Below are 15,150 nucleotides of genomic sequence, written 5' to 3'. Positions count from 1 at the left end.
AAAGGAGCAGAAGATGACACAGACAAGCGGCATTTTTTTGCGCCAGTATATGGGCCAGACAGAAACCTCCGCCCGAGCAGGATGGGCCAGCAGTCCCGATATCATCCCTAATGGGACTTCTCCCGGAGACCCACAACAGTTTGCACGCGAATATGATACAGATTTCGAGCAGCAGCTTCCAATGACACGCACGAATTATATATACTTTCGCGGCAAAAATCTAACAGACGGGCAGGCAAGCGCAAATGTTTACCTCTACTATGTCGAAAGCTCATTGATTCTCTGGCCAAATCAATGGAAGGGAAAAGGTGATCCTTCCATCGTCAGACAGGACGGGACCCAGGCGAATGATACCCTTCTCAAAGCGGAAAAGAAGGGAGAAATCGTCGTGTCTGAACCCCTGCTCTGGACACCTCCCCATCTAGAGTGGGGAAAGCACTACTGCATGATTGTCTGGATCGGGCAAGATGGGAAGAAGCCTCCCGACTTCGCAGGAATGCCTTCTATGGATGATACTCAGTTTCAGGCTTTCCTGGTTGATAACCCGTTTGTAACCCGCAATACAGTCACATTGACTGAGGCTCCACCTGACTATAAATATACGACACAACTACAGGGCACAACCGACGACTTGCTGCTTCATATCACTGTCGGGTTTCCTCAATTTCCCTCGGGCAATTACTCAATCAGCATTCCCGGTGTGAAGTGGCAGGGAAAAGACAACCTGTACTTTCAAGGCGCGATCCCACCGGATGGACAGAATCACACATACGAGATTGAGCTTCCCCAGAACTACAACACCTCCATTGTTATTGAGTACGATAAAAGCAGTGGAACGATCCCCGTTGGCGCCGCTGTTAAGATCGATGCCATACAACCAGTATCATCCTTCTCTCAGGCACGATTCTATGAGCGTTTCCCGCATCTCACCCTACCGTTAGTGTACTACGCTGCGGGCCATACTGCCTTTTCTACATGCATTCCAATTAAAAAGGGGTTCGTGCTGGGACAACAACGATGGGTACATAAGATTGAACAATAAGGGCTCAGGAAAGGAGTTTATGATGTCTGAGGGCGAGTTAAAGCCTGCCATCGTCTTGAAAGAAGCCATCAATGTCGGGAATACAGAAGCTGCAGTGACGTTTTCAATCTGTTTCAAACAGATCCCCGCTGATGGTGCATATTCCTTGTTCGTGCCGGGACCAGATGCGCAGAACACGATTCAGATTCCACTCAGCACGCTTCCACCAACATCGAAGCAATCTATTGTCTCATTTCAAGTACGGTATCCAGCACAGTTCACAACGCATCTGGAGCTGTCCTATTGGTTTGGAACTACTATCCCTCCATGCTGTGGAAAAATCGATGTGACGGTATCTGCCACTGTAGAGAAAGCGGCCAGATTTCAGGAACACATCTTGCTTGAGCGCTCGATGCCGATACGATAGGGCCACTTTCTCTGACCCTGAAACATCAGCATCTCTTGCTCCTCACGATCCACTTCCGGATCTTACAGCATGTCGCGGGCCGCCTTAACCTGGCCTTCAACGCCTTCTCTCCCCGCCTTGAAGCGATGAGAGAAGGCCGGGATCCCCGCATTTCAAGGAAGAGAAACGCTCTGACTCCTTCACCATTCCGCAAGTCCCGAGCGGAGGAATGCCAACAGACTGAAAGGTGGAGAAGCCACGCGGCGTCAGCCTCGGTTCCCGGGCTCTTGAAATTATCCGCGGATCGCAGGATTGCGACGCTGAAACGCTATGGATAGATCAATTGGGCGCTCCCGGGTGCGAAATCTGGCACTCTTGTAGAACAGCTCACCTTCAGAATAGCATCGTTCTCACCTGACATACTGCGGCTGGCGAAATAAGCCGTCAACACCAGAACGCAGTTAGAATATGGGCTACTCAAAGCAAGCTATCTCATTGATCGAGCCAGAGCAACGCCAGAAGAAGTACGACGGATGCAGCGTTTTCTTATGAATGGTGATCAGACCCGATCAGGGAAAATGAGCCTTAAGCGGAGGATTGGCTGAGTCTCTTCTAGCTAGAAAGAGGCGCTGATAGCATACAACGCCTGTCAGCTTTTCTCTTCGCCTTCATCTTGCAAGAGAGCTTCTATCTGTTTTTTCGCCTCAGCTGGAAGTCCATTGCTTCTCTCGAAACAATAGGAGCTCTTCAGGAAAAGGGAGGCTAGCTACCCAAAGAAGTTGCCCTCGGGCATCTCCCTCTGAGATACCGTTCCGGTCAGTACACCGGATATAAAAAGCGGGACCACCTGATTGGAGAACAGGCAGCCCCGGGGAACCTCTAAGATGAACAATGAATCCCCTTTCTCTACCCTTGTTGCATACTCATTTCTCGCCATCTATGTTCATCTCATATTCTATAGTCCCTTTTTCCCCGCAAATTTTATTCTAACACTATCCAGATACGTGGTTCTCGATCCTGTAACTACTTTATCTTATCTACAATGGTTGCCGTTATAAGAAAGATCCCGATGCTGGTGATGTCAAGCCCAATCCAGGCAACTGGATGTGCAGCTATGATACACAGCAAGAATGATAATGGTCGCCAGGGAAACCATCCCAGTCAGAAGAAAGAAGAGGTTTCTATGACCGCTTGGTGGAGCCTCTACTTTACCCGCCGTTTCAACGAGCCGCCTGTTCACCAGTCCGTTCCTGCTGATATGCAAGGTTCTGATACCCTTCATAGGTTTCATACACCATATTATCCGGCTGCAAAAATCTGTCATTTCGCTCGTTTGGCATCATCAGATCCTTTCCTATGTGTGACATAGACTCCATCTCTCAGGTTGTATCCCTGTCTGTTCATGAGCCGGTCCCGTCGGCCGGAACCAACGAGGAAGTCTCGTCAGAGGCTTCTGGACAATGTGCCACGATAAGTCGTCGTGCTGTGGCAATATACATGCATACAGGTAAAAGAAGAGGCTCCGGGCTTCAGGGTGTCAATAGATGAACTTGATTTTATTACTCAATCTGGATGCTGTTGGGAAAGGTTGGGAAGAAGGCGCACATTTTCCCCCTTGCCAGGACAAGCCTCCGTCAAACTGCATAGGTTAGCGTTCAACAATCCACGCACCTCCTGGCACAAACTGCCTGTCGTTTTCAGATCAGCTTCAATCTCGCAGATATCACCCGTGAGAATCACGAACACGGGTGATGGTTTTCCGTTCCTTCTCCTCTATACTTCTCTTCAGAGACAACAGAAACGTTGAATCTGGTCTCACTGCCGGCAGAAACATGCACCTGATGAGAAAAGATACGACACAGATTCTAAGGAGAAAAATATGCATACAGCAAAAGAACTGCACGTCATTTTCGGCACCGGCCCGGTCGGGTTCTCCCTCGCTGAGGAACTCCTTGCCCGAGGAAAACAGGTTCGCCTGGTCAACCGCAGCGGCAAAGGAGCGGTTCCCAGAGGCGCAGAACTGGTCGCAGGAGACATTTCCAGCCTCGCGGTGGCTCGCGAGCTCAGCGAGGGGGCGGCAGTGATCTACAATGCCACGCATGCCCCCTACGAACAATGGCCAGAGGTATTGCCTCGCCTTCAAGAGAATATGATTGAGAGTGCGGCGACTCACGGGGCAACACTTGTTGTCATTGACAATCTCTATCTGTATGGGGAAACACATGGACAGCCCATGACAGAAGCAATGGCTCACAGAGCCACATCCCGCAAAGGGCGTCTTCGGGCCGAACTGATGTGGGGTTATCTGCAAGCGCATCAAGTGGGCAAGGCCCGCGTTGTCATCGGGCGTGCGGCTGACTTCTTCGGTCCACGAGCGCTCAATTCATCTCTGGGACAATATGTTTTCCCTGCGGCCCTCTCGCAACAGCCGGTTCTGGTTCTGGGGAATATCGATCTTCCTCACAGCTACAGCTATATGCCCGATATTGCTCGAAGCCTGATCATTCTGGGAGAGCGCAATGAGGCTCATGGAAAAGAATGGCTCTTACCAGTTGCTCCTGTCACCTCAACGCGTGAGGTCATCCGGCTCATCGAGCAGGAACTGGGCTACCCGCTGCACCTCTTCTCGGTTCCGTCCGTAGGCTTCGCGCATGAACAGGGCATTTTCGACCAGGCTTTTGCCGAAGAGTACAGCGAACTCTTCTACCAGTATACTGAGCCACAAATTGTCGATTCGAGCGCCTTTGAACAGGCTTTCGGCTTGCATGCCACACCGCTGAAAGAAGCGCTTACGACTACAATCCGCTGGTATCAGACACGCTAGGACAAACGCGCAGAACGGTACACAGAGAACTCCACGACAGACATCCTCTGTGTACCTTTTTCCCTTCTGCGCTCTTCTGAGAAGCGATTGCCCCTGAACTGCAATATCCTCTTCTATGTGTGGCATAACCCGAATATGGACAAACAGGTATTCTATTTAACTGCGCGGAAGTAGTCCCCGAATAAAAAGAGCAAGAGAGCTTTTCAGATACTCTAATGCCTCTCCCTGTGATCTCATACCCCCAAGCCAGCTTGTCAGGGTCATATAATAGATCGAGAAAAAATTAGCGCTTGCAAGTTGCACATCGATATCAGGAGCGACCTCACCCCGCTCCTGAGCCCGCTCGACCAGTATCGCCATTTTTTCCAGAAAAAAGCCGAATTGTTCGATATGTGAGCTATGCAGGCGGTCCGCATCATGAAAGAGAACCTCTTTAATATAAGCATAAGCATCATCGGGCCGCTGCTCATACAGATGAAAGAAGGCCGTAAAGATATGCAGCAACGAGTCAAGTAAGGAGGCCGCTTCAGGCAGCGTCGCAAACTGCTGATCAGTGGTCTGCCGAATCACATCGCCATAGACCAGCAGAAGCAGTTCGGATTTCTTCTTCACATAAAGAAAGAGCGTCCCGGTCCCGATTTCAGCCCGCTCCGCAACCTCAAAAGTGGTCGTCTCTGCATATCCTTTCTCTGCAAAGAGTTCTCGGGCGGCTTTCACAATGCGTTCCAACTTTTGCTGTTTATTTTTTTCTCGTAATCCCATTCTCCCCGTCCTGTGTGAAGATTCCAGGCGGGCCTAGCGGTCAACATCTCCCATGATAACATCTAAGCTTCCCAGAATCGCAACAACATCACTCATTTTATAGCCTCGTAGCAACTCTGGCAATATCTGAAGATTGGTAAACGATGGGCCGCGCAGCTTGACACGCCAGGGAAATTCACTCCCATCACTGATGAGATAAACACCAAGCTCTCCCTTGCTGCTTTCAACAGCGAAATAGGTTTCACCGCGTGGTGGGCGCAGCATCACAGGGGTTCGGGTCGAGATTGGCCCCCCGGGCAGCTTCTCCAAAGCGGTCCGGCAGAGCCGAATACTTTCGCGTATTTCAAGCAGGCGCACATGATTTCGAGCGTAGCTGTCACCTTCCTGGCCCGTTTGTACCTTGACCGGAACCTCACGATATGCCATATAAGGCCGATGCTTACGCAGGTCCCATTCCACGCCACTCGCACGTAGAATCGGCCCTGTCATCCCGTAAGCAAGCGCCCGCTGTGGATCAATGTAGCCTACTCCTTTTGTGCGTATCTGAAAGATCTCGCTTCCCTCAGCCAGCTCTTGCATCTCATCTATCTCACGTTCAATATAGTCAAGGAACTCTTCACATCGCTTCAGCCAACCGGACGGAAGGTCATGAAGTACTCCTCCAACACGCATATAGTTCACGTTGAAGCGACTTCCTCCAAGCGCCTCAAATAAATCCAGAATCAGTTCGCGGTGACGGAAAGCCCATAGAAACGGCGTTGTCGCTCCCAGATCCATCACAAAGGAGCCAACCGCTACCAGATGGCTAGCGATACGTTGCAGCTCATTCGTGAGCAATCGAATATACTGCGCCCGTCGTGGAGGCTCAATACCCATAAGCTGCTCAACCGCGCCGACATAGGCCGTCTCCTGGATCATCGGGGATAGGTAATCTACATTATCCATATAGCGAATGCCGGCCATCACAGTTCGATTTTCAAGTATTTTCTCAATGCCACGATGCAGATAGCCGATCACCGGGGTACAACTTGTAATGGTCTCTCCTTCCAGCATCAGCATCAGCCGCAAGACGCCGTGTGTGCTCGGGTGCTGCGGCCCCATGTTCAATAGCATTTCTTGCGAAGAGACTGGATCAACGTTTTCTACTGGCTTGCTCATATGTCCTTCCTCCTTTAATGACTGTAGTCATAAATGATTACAGTCATATTATAGGCACGACAAAGGCAAGATGCAAGGAAGCCAGGATACTATTTCCGTCCTCTCAGAGACATGTATGAGCCGTTGTGCATCTCTGAGAGTCAGAAGGTGCAGAATTTCCAGAGCAGCCACGCGCCTTCCGAAAACAGCATCGTATACGGGATTCGTAGCAGGGGGAGGAAAGAAGGGTATGTGCAGATTTCTAAGACAACAGGCTGTGAGCCAGGTGAACGAAATATTTCGAGCGTCTTTGAACAGGCCTTCGGCCTGCATGCCACACCACTGAAAGAAGCGCTTGCGACCACGATCCGCTGGTATCAGATCCGGAGAACCTGCATACCATCTAGTGGGAACAGGGGGAAGGAAGTTGAGCAGACCTGACATACTGTCCGCTCGACGTCCACTCCATAATAATTTCTCATAAGGTTGCCTGAAAACATCAGGCATTCGCTATAATCTCGCGAGCGAAGAAACGCAATGAATCCAATTGCAGGGTATCAGGAAAGCTGAGAATTACTTCCTGCACACCAACATTCTCCAACTCAGCGAGCTGCTTGCGAATAGTTTCAGGGCTTCCCATAAGGACACACAAACCCATTCGTTTGAGAAGGTTGAAAAACTCTGGTTGGACCATTGCCCTTGCCTCCTCATCAGTTTCTGCGATAGAACAAAATGCGGTGATAGTACGATGAATATGCTCATAGGCTCGTCCTACAGCCTCACAATGTTGCTTGAGCACCGCGAACTTTCGCTGGATAGTTGGCACATCTCCATTGATATTGCATGCATCTCCTCCATAGAGGGCAACCAGCTAAGCGTAACTTGCTCACCGCTTCCCCCGATCAGCAAAGGAATATGTGGCTTCTGCACTCCTTTCGGTTGATTAATTGCCCCGTGCACCTGATAATACCTTCCCTCAAAAACGGCTTCCTCTTGTGTCCACATTGTTCGTATCACCTGTACCGCCTCACGAAGTTGACGCAAACGAGTGTTGATATTGGGATAATCACATCCATAATCGCGGTACTCTCGCTCATACCAACCCGCACCTATCCCGAAGGTCAGCCGACCATGCGAGAGTACATCAACTGTACTCGCCATTTTCGCCAGCAAAGCCGGATTCCGATACCCGTTGCACGTTACCAGTTGCCCTATCCGAATCCGCTGAGTATCACGGGCTATGGCGACAGTTGTTGTCCAACATGCAAAGGTAAAGGCCTGTGACGGAGATGGAACTGTGTAATAGTGCTCCGCGCGCCAGATGGATGTAAACCCTACCTCCTCAGCTACTTGAGCAACACGAGTCACTGCCTCATAGGCTTCTATTGGATCGTGCATCGCAGCCAGTTCCATTGCCCCTCCATGAGGTAGAGCAACGCCGATTTGCAAAGTCTTAGAGCAGATCCCTCTTTCTATTGATTTCCGTTTTCTGCTTTGTTAGTATAGGCAGGGACATGCTGCTTAGCCAGCGTGTCATAATCCTATGATGCAGACTGGTAGGATAAGGAACCAAAACTATGGATGAAAGAGAACGTCGGGAAGCTCTGGCCGCATTCTTACGCTCACACCGTTCCCGCCTTCAGCCCGAGGATGTTGGGCTACCCTCCCGTCAACGTCGCCGTACCCCGGGTCTGAGACGAGAAGAGGTGGCTGAACTGGCAAATATTGGTGTTTCCTGGTACACGCTACTTGAACAGGGACAGGATGTTCATCCTTCACAACAGGTCCTTTCTAGCCTGGCTCAGGCTCTCCCCTGCAGAAGAACGACATCTTTTTCTTCTGGCGCATGGAGAGATCCCTGTTCAGAAAACTCACATAGAGGAGCCTGTAACTCCTGCGATGCAACGCGTTCTTGACGCGCTCTCTCCCCATCCAGCGTTTCTGATCGGGGTGCGCTGGAATGTGCTTGCATAGAATCGAGCTGCCGAGCTTATCTTCCGCTTTCATGAGCCATGCCTTCCCTATTCACGCAACATCATCTGGCGGTTCTTTCAGCGCGGGCAAGCTTCCCATCAGCAAGAGTGGGAACAACAGACACAAAGTCTGGTGGCACAATTTCGAGCTGATTTCGCTCACAATTCAGATGATGCCCTATTTCAAGAGCTTATCGAGGCTCTTCAACAGAGCAGCCCACTGTTTCGTCTCTGGTAGGATCAGCAAAATATCTACCCTTTATCCGATGGGCTGCGTCGCATCCAACACCCGACGCTTGGCTTGCTGGAGTTCGATCACCTCTCTTTCCAATCCCTGTTTTCCAGTGCTCGCCTCAAGATCTATTCAGCAACACCCGCAACAGCTACCAGACTTGCACAAGCCCTCTCTTCCATTCCCGACGAAGATAGGACGCTCAGCTAGCGTTCTCATATCATTCTGGCAACAAAAAGAAAAGGGGGCGCGTCTGCCCCATTTCACATATCCACAAAATAGAGGAAAAATAGACGCTTGATCACGAAGAGAGCAGTTGGGAGATCTTGGCTGGTGTATCTGCTTCGTCCAACGGGATGTATACAGTCACTGTGAGATCTGGGGCGTCAGACACCTGAAACGTGACAAGCTCAAACACGAGAGAGCCTAATTGTGGATGATTGAACATTTTGTGGCTTTCTGACGCACTGAGCACCTCATGATCGGGCCACCAGGCCCGAAATTCAGGGCTGGCAATCATCAGATCTTGGATCAACTCTGTCAACCAGGGGTCACCAGGATAGCGACCACACATGGCACGGAATTGGGCTAAAAGCCGTCGCGCATGCCCTTCCCAATCGACAAGAAATTGCCGATACGTTGGAGAAGTAAACATTCGCCAGACAGAGTTGCGTTCGTGGGCGCTCATCTGCTCATAATCGCCAAAGACGACGCGGGCAGCTTCGTTCCAGGCCACCACATCCCATCGTCGTCCTGTCACAAAGGCTGGACTGAGACCTTGATGATCGAGGAAGAGCTGTAACGCCGGACTCACAGTTTCAGGCTCCATGGCCCTCGCTGGAGGAGGTTGTTGGCGCGCTAAGAAGAAGAGGTGCGCTCGCTCATCGGCATTCAAGCGTAAGGCCTGCACGAGACTTTCTAAGACCTGCGTCGAAACGCTAATTGGGCGTCCCTGCTCCAACCAGGTATACCAGTCCACACTGATGCCTGCCAATTGGGCGACTTCTGCGCGTCTGAGTCCTGGGGCTCGCCGTCTGCTTCCTCTCGGCATGCCCACGTCTTCGGGAGCCAACCGAGCCCTCCTGGTGCGCAGAAAATCTCCCAGTTCTTGCAAGCGCTGGGTCTCTTGTTCTCGTCCCATTATTCCTCTCTCTCTCTTGTATCCGCCTTGTTGCGGAACCATAGGAGTCTCACTCCTAGGATCAACACTCATCTTGTTCTGGGATCACTCGTAGTATACACTTCCGATGTGTCGAAAACAACGCTTGCGCGACAAGAGCATGATATCGATACCTATTCGGTCAAGGAACGCTTGTCAAAGGGCGTGATGCTGGCTGCATCGCTTGCCGGACCGACGCGTATACAGGCAACGATACAAGTAGTCATACAGTATCACCTGACTTAATGTGTAGGGGGTCACACGATCAAAATCCTACCCCTACGTTATGATGGAGGAATTTCCCATGAAAGTTTTTGTTACCGGCGCAACCGGATATATTGGCTCGGCTATCGTCCGCGAGCTTTTAGCTACCGGGCATCAGGTCCTCGGCCTGGCTCGCTCAGATGCCGCTGCCACATCGCTCGCATCTATCGGTGCACAGGTACATCGCGGTTCCCTCGATGATCTTGACAGCCTGCGCAGCGGAGCAGCGGCATCCGACGGCGTCATTCATACCGCCTACTTCACGACATCTTCCGATCTCGCGAGGGGCGGTGAAGCGGATATGCATGCTATCAAGGCGCTTGGTGCAGAACTTGCTGGCTCCGGCCGCCCATTTGTCGTGACCTCCGCTACTGGTCTTCTCCAACCGGGCCGTCTTGGGACGGAGGAGGACGCAGCATCTCCTGGCTCAGTTGGGGGGTATCGTGTTGCCTCGGAAGAAGCGGCGCTGGAACTTTCCTCGCGTAGTGTGCGCGTGTCAATCGTACGACTGCCGCCAACGACACATGGCGAGGGCGATCACGGTTTTGTCCCGACCCTCATCAGCGTTGCTCGTACGAAAGGCATATCGGCGTACCCAGGCGACGGCTCGAATCGTTGGCCCGCTGTGCACCGGCTTGATGCCGCACACCTCTTCTGCCTGGCACTGGAGCAAGCCCCGGCAGGATCAGTGTTGCATGCGGTCGCAGACGAAGGGGTGCCAGTGCGCGAGATCGCAGGCGTCATTTCCCGCCGCCTGGGCGTTCCGGCTGTCTCTCTGCCTCTCGAGGAAGCGGGCTCACACTTCGGCTGGATCGGGCATATCTTCTCACTGGACCTCCCGGCATCGAGCACGCTGACCCGACAACGGTTGGGATGGCACCCCGTGCAACCCGGTTTGCTGGCGGATCTCGACGGCGATTACTACTTCACGAACGAGGCATGGTCAAAATTGCGTTGACCGTTTCACACCAGGAGTTTCCAGGAAAACGCACTGTTCTTTTTCATATCCGTGCTGCCGGGCCACGTAAACCCCCGGCTTCCTCTTTCCGCATCCTCCGGGTACTTACTCAATGGCAAACATATTGTCTCTCTTCTGCTTGAAAAGCGACTGGGAGTCAAACCATCTCCCATTGTCCGTTCATTGCAGCCCGCTTCTCGCTATATTGCAGCAACGGTGCTCTCCTTGAAGGACGAATATGCAGGCATACTACCAGAGAGAACCGACCGAGCAAGAGCGTGCTCTTTGTCTGTCAGAACTGCCAGTACGCCTTACATGCTGATCTGGTGGGGCAAGAAATATCGCGCTGAAAGCGCTTCTCGCCCGGTCCTGCTGGGCGAGAAAGGGACACGTGTCACTTGTCCTTGGTGTATCGGAGTCAAAGCAGAGCGTATATGACGGTTCTGTATGGTTTACCACCTTCGGCACGGTGCAGTTTCCTGTGCTGCGGTTGAGTCCAGACACAAGCCTCCTGCTTTCGCGGGAGGTCATTGACTTATGTCATCTGGCGTTGCACGAATACCAACCGCTACACCCAGATGAGTTGGCTTCCGGTTGGCTCCACGACCTTCATCGTAAGGTATTTCCTTTGGTTACCGGAAAACCGGAGAAGCGGTTGTGAAGCCAAATCCCCGTTTCTCGTTGATGTTTCACAGAGCGTTTGATTGTAGCACGCGATACCCCGACGGTTCGACCCTACCAGTAGAGCCACTGCACTTCCACCAGAACCGAAGCATCATCTCGCCGATGAGATCGCCGCCGAAAGCGCGGCCCGCAAGGACATCGGCGGTCGGCCGATGATACGGGCAAGAGTCGGGTCAACCCGGTTAAATTCGCCCCGTCGGCTCGCTTGGAAGAGCCCCACATACATATCAGCCCTCTCCTCTGAGAGACCGTGGGCGATCAGGCTATCCCGATACTGCGCATCCGGTACCACGATCCGACGGATTGGGCGGTGCGTCAGCTCCGAGGCAATAGCTGCGATGCCGTCCAGGTCGATAGCTTCGGTGGCTGTCAGATCAGGAGTCACACCGTCAAGGGACTCCTCGCTGAGGGCAATCGCCGCCGCTTCGGCCAGGTCAGCGTGAGCAGTCCAGGAAACCGGCCCATCCGCCGGAGCAACCAGCTCCCCCGTCTTCAGGGCGTCGCCGAGCAACATGAGCACTGATGCCGCGTAGAAACCGTTACGCAACGCGGTAAAGGCCACACCTGAAGCCCGAAGTGCTGCCTCGGTGGCGGCATGATCAACCATAGGAGGGAAGAGCGATGTTGGGGACGAAGCCATATGGCTTGTGTAGAGAATCCTGCGGGCGCCGGCCAACTTCGCTATGTCGATAGCCGTGCAATGCTGGCGAACTGCTGCCTCACCGAGGCTGTCGCATGACACGATGAGTACTTGCGATGCCCCCTCAAAGGCATGGGCGAGGCTTATAGGGTCGTTGTAATCTCCCCTGCGGACGCGAACGCCCTGCTCTTTCAGTTCTTGCGCCTTCTCCGGGTTGCGAACACTCACACCGATTTGCCCGGCGGGAATACGAGTAAGCAGCCGTTCCACTATCGCTCGACCAAGCTGGCCGTTGGCTCCAGTTACAATAATCATGATAACCTCCTGTTTCTCTTTGATGTACTTCTCACTCTGTCTATCCAGTGGAATACTGTCATCAGTATGTACTCTTCTCTTTTCGAACGTATGTACTTTCCTGTTCGCTCCTTTCATTGCTCAGAGATCAGACTGCCTCTCGTTTATCCCACTTTCTCAACTGGAAACTGAATCTCGGTGAGCGCGTCGTCAAGATTGTCTCCCCGGCGCAGGCGAATCTTGCGGCGTGGTCCAACAATGGTGTAGCCATTGTTCTCCATCCAGGTTCCCAATGCTTGATAGGCCGAGAGCACCAGCGAGGGTGGTCCATAATGGAGTGTACTCGCCATATAGGGAACAGCAGGTAAAGAGCAGCGTGTCAGCCGCCCCTCACTCCGTATAATCAGAGGATTGACCACTCTCGGGTCAACAGGGGCGACAATCTCCACAGAACTGAGAGGCTGTTCGTCCTCGCTCTGAGCATGAAGGACAAGCAGATGATCGATAGGATTGACTCCATAGCGTTTCAACATAATGGAGATTTCGTCAACCCAGTGCGCCTGATACACCAGATCAGCCGTTGTCAGGCGGAGAGAGACTCCGGTGATCGGCTTGACCGCTTTGAGCACGACTTCATAGCTCGGCAGAGAATTGCCCTGCTCAATGGAGCGCAAGCGTGCTTCGATGCGCACGAGTTGCTCCCGTTCCTCCTGAATCTGCTGCTGGAGTTGTGCCTGCCTGAGCTGCAACATCCCTTGCAAGGTTTCAGAAGAAATGCCTTCGTCCAGAATCCTGGCGATCTGTGTAAGTCCCAGTCCAAGCTCTTTGAAGGCCAGAATGCGATGCAGACGTGGCAACTGATCCATCGTGTAGAACCGATAGCCAGTATCAGGATCAACATGAATCGGCCTGAGAAGTCCAATCTCGTCGTAGTAGCGCAGGGTGGTCATCGAGACCTCAGCGAGTTTAGCAAAATCGCGAATCTTTAACATCTCATCTCTTCCTATCCGTTTGCAAGACCAGGTGAACAACTCTTGTTAGCATCTTACAACTTTCGGGTAGGATGAAAGTCAAGAGGGGAGCATGAATAACACAAAACTTCCATACCATCTTCACTTCTCAGGATCACCCCAATTCCATCCAACAAGCATTGGACGCATTTTCCAGATGAGCCGCAAACAGCAATGCGCTTACCTGAGTCCCTCTTGGAGTTGTCCTGACTGGAAGCAGCGAGGATCTCCAATCGCTGGAGTAGCGCATCAGCATGCATACCTGTCTATTGCAAAACCTCTTTCACCCCTATCGAGAAATCCACACGCATTTTCTGGTACGAGCAGCTCAGAACCCCAACCGAGAAGGTCGGCCTCCTGCTAGAGTGATGACGCTTTTGTCCCCGCAATGAACCACGGCCAACAAGCAGCCCAAATCGTCTGGCCAGTGAAGCCGTTAAAGCGGATCTGCTCACGGTCGTCGCCGCACAGGCCAATCTTTCCAGCATGACCGCAGCGTCTTTTCTGGAGAGAAGTTACCCGCCAGTGCGGCTATCTCACGATGGCCCAGCAGGCTGAGAAACGCTGTGGGCGAGATGAATATGGATTCAACCCCTGCTTGAGGGCTTTCATCTCGCTTCTTGTCTCCCCTTATAATTTGTGTATAAAAGTCAGGCCTCCAGCCAGGGGGATACTTGACTATTCGATTTTCCTTTGACTGTTATAGCCTGATAAAAACGATTACCCTCGTTCGCCAGGCCATCTGATCCCTTTTTGAAAACCACAAGCCTTTTCTATTGAATACGAAGGGCGCGTTTCAATGCGGTAAGCTGGTCGCGAGCTGCGATCTGAGTTACCTGTGCATCAGCAACCATTCTGAAGCCGTGGTAAGCCCCGGGATAGATATGAAACTCCGTTGGCACTCCTGCCCGGGTGAGACGACGCGCAAACTCCAGATCTTCTTCAAGAAACAGATCCAATGCACCCACATTTATGAATGTAGGAGGAAGACCCTCCAAATCTTCAGCACGGGCTGCTGCGGCATAGGGGGACACATCGGGTCCACCAGGTTCCTGACCTAACAGAGAAGTCCAGCCAAAGCGATTCGCCTCACGGGTCCAGATAAATTCTCCAGTATACGGATGTGGTTCTGCCATGATGCAGGTACGATCGTCAAGCATGGGAGCAATCAGAAGCTGGAATGCCAGAGGAATTTCACCCCGATCACGAGCAAGCAACCCAAGCGCAGCAGCCAAGCCTCCCCCTGCACTACTCCCTACAAGGGCAATGCGGGCCGGATCGACACCCAGTTTGCTTGTATGGGTATGCAGCCACTGTAAGGCGGCGTAACAGTCCTCAACAGGACCGGGATGATGTGTCTCAGGAGCCAGACGATAGCCTACCGAAACTGCCACACATCCAAGAACCGATACGACTTTCTTCACCATAAGATCTTCTTGCTCTGGAGATCCCATAACATAACCACCTCCGTGCATCCAGAGCAAGGCCGGCACAGGCCTTATCTCTGTTGTTGGCTGGTAGAGTAGTACCCGTACCTCGGGCGCACCTTCTGGACCGGGCACAAAGTGTTCAGTCACCTCTATACCAGGGAACGAGGGAAGATCAGAAAACCTCTGGGTCTGGGTCATAGTCCGCACTTGCTTGATGATTGCTTCATTCAATTCTATGGAGGGAAGCTGATCAAGTAGAGCAACAAGCTCAGGATCAACAAGGGGGCGGGTTGTCATAATAGAGTCCTTTCACATCCAAAAACACAGTCACCGGTGACTTATAAGCAAGCACCAGT

Annotated in this window: 16 protein-coding genes and 1 pseudogene; 8 read left to right on the top strand and 9 right to left on the bottom strand. The window is 52.3% G+C overall.

Going from position 1 to position 15,150, the window contains the following annotated elements; all coding sequences use genetic code 11:
• Positions 1–13: 13 nt before the first annotated feature.
• Together KTH_RS13680 and KTH_RS13675 are read left to right on the top strand one after the other, a co-directional pair.
• Positions 14–1,042: a hypothetical protein gene (locus KTH_RS13680; protein ID WP_497619379.1), complete on the top strand. Its 1,029-nt coding sequence runs from the start codon at positions 14–16 to the stop codon at positions 1,040–1,042.
• Positions 1,043–1,061: 19 nt separating this feature from the next.
• Complete coding sequence (locus KTH_RS13675) at positions 1,062–1,448, top strand: hypothetical protein (protein ID WP_497619377.1); 387 nt, start codon at positions 1,062–1,064, stop codon at positions 1,446–1,448.
• Between the two features lie 1,199 nt (positions 1,449–2,647).
• Here the strand turns inward: KTH_RS13675 and KTH_RS13670 are convergent.
• On the bottom strand, positions 2,648–2,794 hold the full coding sequence (locus tag KTH_RS13670; RefSeq protein ID WP_497619375.1) for a hypothetical protein: 147 nt from the start codon (positions 2,792–2,794) through the stop codon (positions 2,648–2,650).
• Between the two features lie 512 nt (positions 2,795–3,306).
• Here KTH_RS13670 and KTH_RS13665 point away from each other — a divergent pair.
• Positions 3,307–4,251, top strand: a complete 945-nt coding sequence (locus KTH_RS13665) for an NAD-dependent epimerase/dehydratase family protein (RefSeq protein ID WP_497619373.1) — start codon at positions 3,307–3,309, stop codon at positions 4,249–4,251.
• A gap of 156 nt (positions 4,252–4,407) precedes the next feature.
• On the opposite strand, the gene KTH_RS13660 is transcribed toward KTH_RS13665, so the two are convergent.
• On the bottom strand, positions 4,408–4,980 hold the full coding sequence (locus KTH_RS13660; protein ID WP_497619371.1) for a TetR/AcrR family transcriptional regulator: 573 nt from the start codon (positions 4,978–4,980) through the stop codon (positions 4,408–4,410).
• A 66-nt stretch (positions 4,981–5,046) separates the two neighbouring features.
• Positions 5,047–6,171: an NADH-quinone oxidoreductase subunit D gene (locus tag KTH_RS13655; RefSeq protein ID WP_497619369.1), complete on the bottom strand. Its 1,125-nt coding sequence runs from the start codon at positions 6,169–6,171 to the stop codon at positions 5,047–5,049.
• A gap of 231 nt (positions 6,172–6,402) precedes the next feature.
• Between KTH_RS13655 and KTH_RS13650 the strand changes: the two genes are divergently transcribed.
• Entirely contained in the window at positions 6,403–6,591 is a 189-nt protein-coding gene (locus KTH_RS13650; RefSeq protein WP_497619367.1) for a hypothetical protein, read from the top strand.
• 58 nt (positions 6,592–6,649) lie between these two features.
• On the opposite strand, the gene KTH_RS13645 is transcribed toward KTH_RS13650, so the two are convergent.
• Both KTH_RS13645 and KTH_RS13640 read right to left on the bottom strand, forming a co-directional pair.
• Positions 6,650–6,844 (bottom strand): hypothetical protein, encoded by a 195-nt coding sequence (locus tag KTH_RS13645; RefSeq protein WP_497619365.1) that lies wholly within the window; start codon positions 6,842–6,844, stop codon positions 6,650–6,652.
• A 77-nt stretch (positions 6,845–6,921) separates the two neighbouring features.
• On the bottom strand, positions 6,922–7,599 hold the full coding sequence (locus KTH_RS13640; RefSeq protein ID WP_497619363.1) for a TIGR03560 family F420-dependent LLM class oxidoreductase: 678 nt from the start codon (positions 7,597–7,599) through the stop codon (positions 6,922–6,924).
• A 128-nt stretch (positions 7,600–7,727) separates the two neighbouring features.
• Here KTH_RS13640 and KTH_RS13635 point away from each other — a divergent pair, with 128 nt between their 5' ends.
• Both KTH_RS13635 and KTH_RS13630 read left to right on the top strand, forming a co-directional pair.
• Complete coding sequence (locus KTH_RS13635) at positions 7,728–8,066, top strand: helix-turn-helix domain-containing protein (protein WP_497619361.1); 339 nt, start codon at positions 7,728–7,730, stop codon at positions 8,064–8,066.
• A gap of 70 nt (positions 8,067–8,136) precedes the next feature.
• A pseudogene (locus tag KTH_RS13630) lies at positions 8,137–8,361 on the top strand (MmyB family transcriptional regulator); the annotation flags it as partial.
• A 295-nt stretch (positions 8,362–8,656) separates the two neighbouring features.
• Here KTH_RS13630 and KTH_RS13625 read toward each other — a convergent pair.
• Positions 8,657–9,496: a helix-turn-helix transcriptional regulator gene (locus tag KTH_RS13625; protein ID WP_497619359.1), complete on the bottom strand. Its 840-nt coding sequence runs from the start codon at positions 9,494–9,496 to the stop codon at positions 8,657–8,659.
• Positions 9,497–9,604: 108 nt separating this feature from the next.
• Here KTH_RS13625 and KTH_RS13620 point away from each other — a divergent pair, with 108 nt between their 5' ends.
• Both KTH_RS13620 and KTH_RS13615 read left to right on the top strand, forming a co-directional pair.
• On the top strand, positions 9,605–9,760 hold the full coding sequence (locus tag KTH_RS13620; RefSeq protein WP_497619357.1) for a hypothetical protein: 156 nt from the start codon (positions 9,605–9,607) through the stop codon (positions 9,758–9,760).
• 58 nt (positions 9,761–9,818) lie between these two features.
• Positions 9,819–10,736 carry an SDR family oxidoreductase gene (locus tag KTH_RS13615; protein WP_497619355.1) on the top strand — a complete coding sequence of 306 codons (918 nt, stop codon included), beginning with the start codon at positions 9,819–9,821 and terminating at the stop codon, positions 10,734–10,736.
• Between the two features lie 775 nt (positions 10,737–11,511).
• Here the strand turns inward: KTH_RS13615 and KTH_RS13610 are convergent.
• The 3 genes from KTH_RS13610 to KTH_RS13600 all read right to left on the bottom strand — a co-directional run bounded on the left by KTH_RS13610 (position 11,512) and on the right by KTH_RS13600 (position 15,091).
• Positions 11,512–12,375: an NAD(P)H-binding protein gene (locus tag KTH_RS13610; protein ID WP_111324084.1), complete on the bottom strand. Its 864-nt coding sequence runs from the start codon at positions 12,373–12,375 to the stop codon at positions 11,512–11,514.
• A gap of 143 nt (positions 12,376–12,518) precedes the next feature.
• Positions 12,519–13,346 (bottom strand): MerR family transcriptional regulator, encoded by an 828-nt coding sequence (locus KTH_RS13605; RefSeq protein WP_111324042.1) that lies wholly within the window; start codon positions 13,344–13,346, stop codon positions 12,519–12,521.
• Positions 13,347–14,137: 791 nt separating this feature from the next.
• Positions 14,138–15,091: an alpha/beta hydrolase gene (locus KTH_RS13600; RefSeq protein WP_111324041.1), complete on the bottom strand. Its 954-nt coding sequence runs from the start codon at positions 15,089–15,091 to the stop codon at positions 14,138–14,140.
• Between the last annotated feature and the right edge of the window lie 59 nt (positions 15,092–15,150).

The organism is Thermosporothrix sp. COM3 (assembly GCF_059696735.1).
Note: the sequence above shows the minus strand (reverse complement) of the source record. Positions and strands in the feature narration are given on the sequence as shown.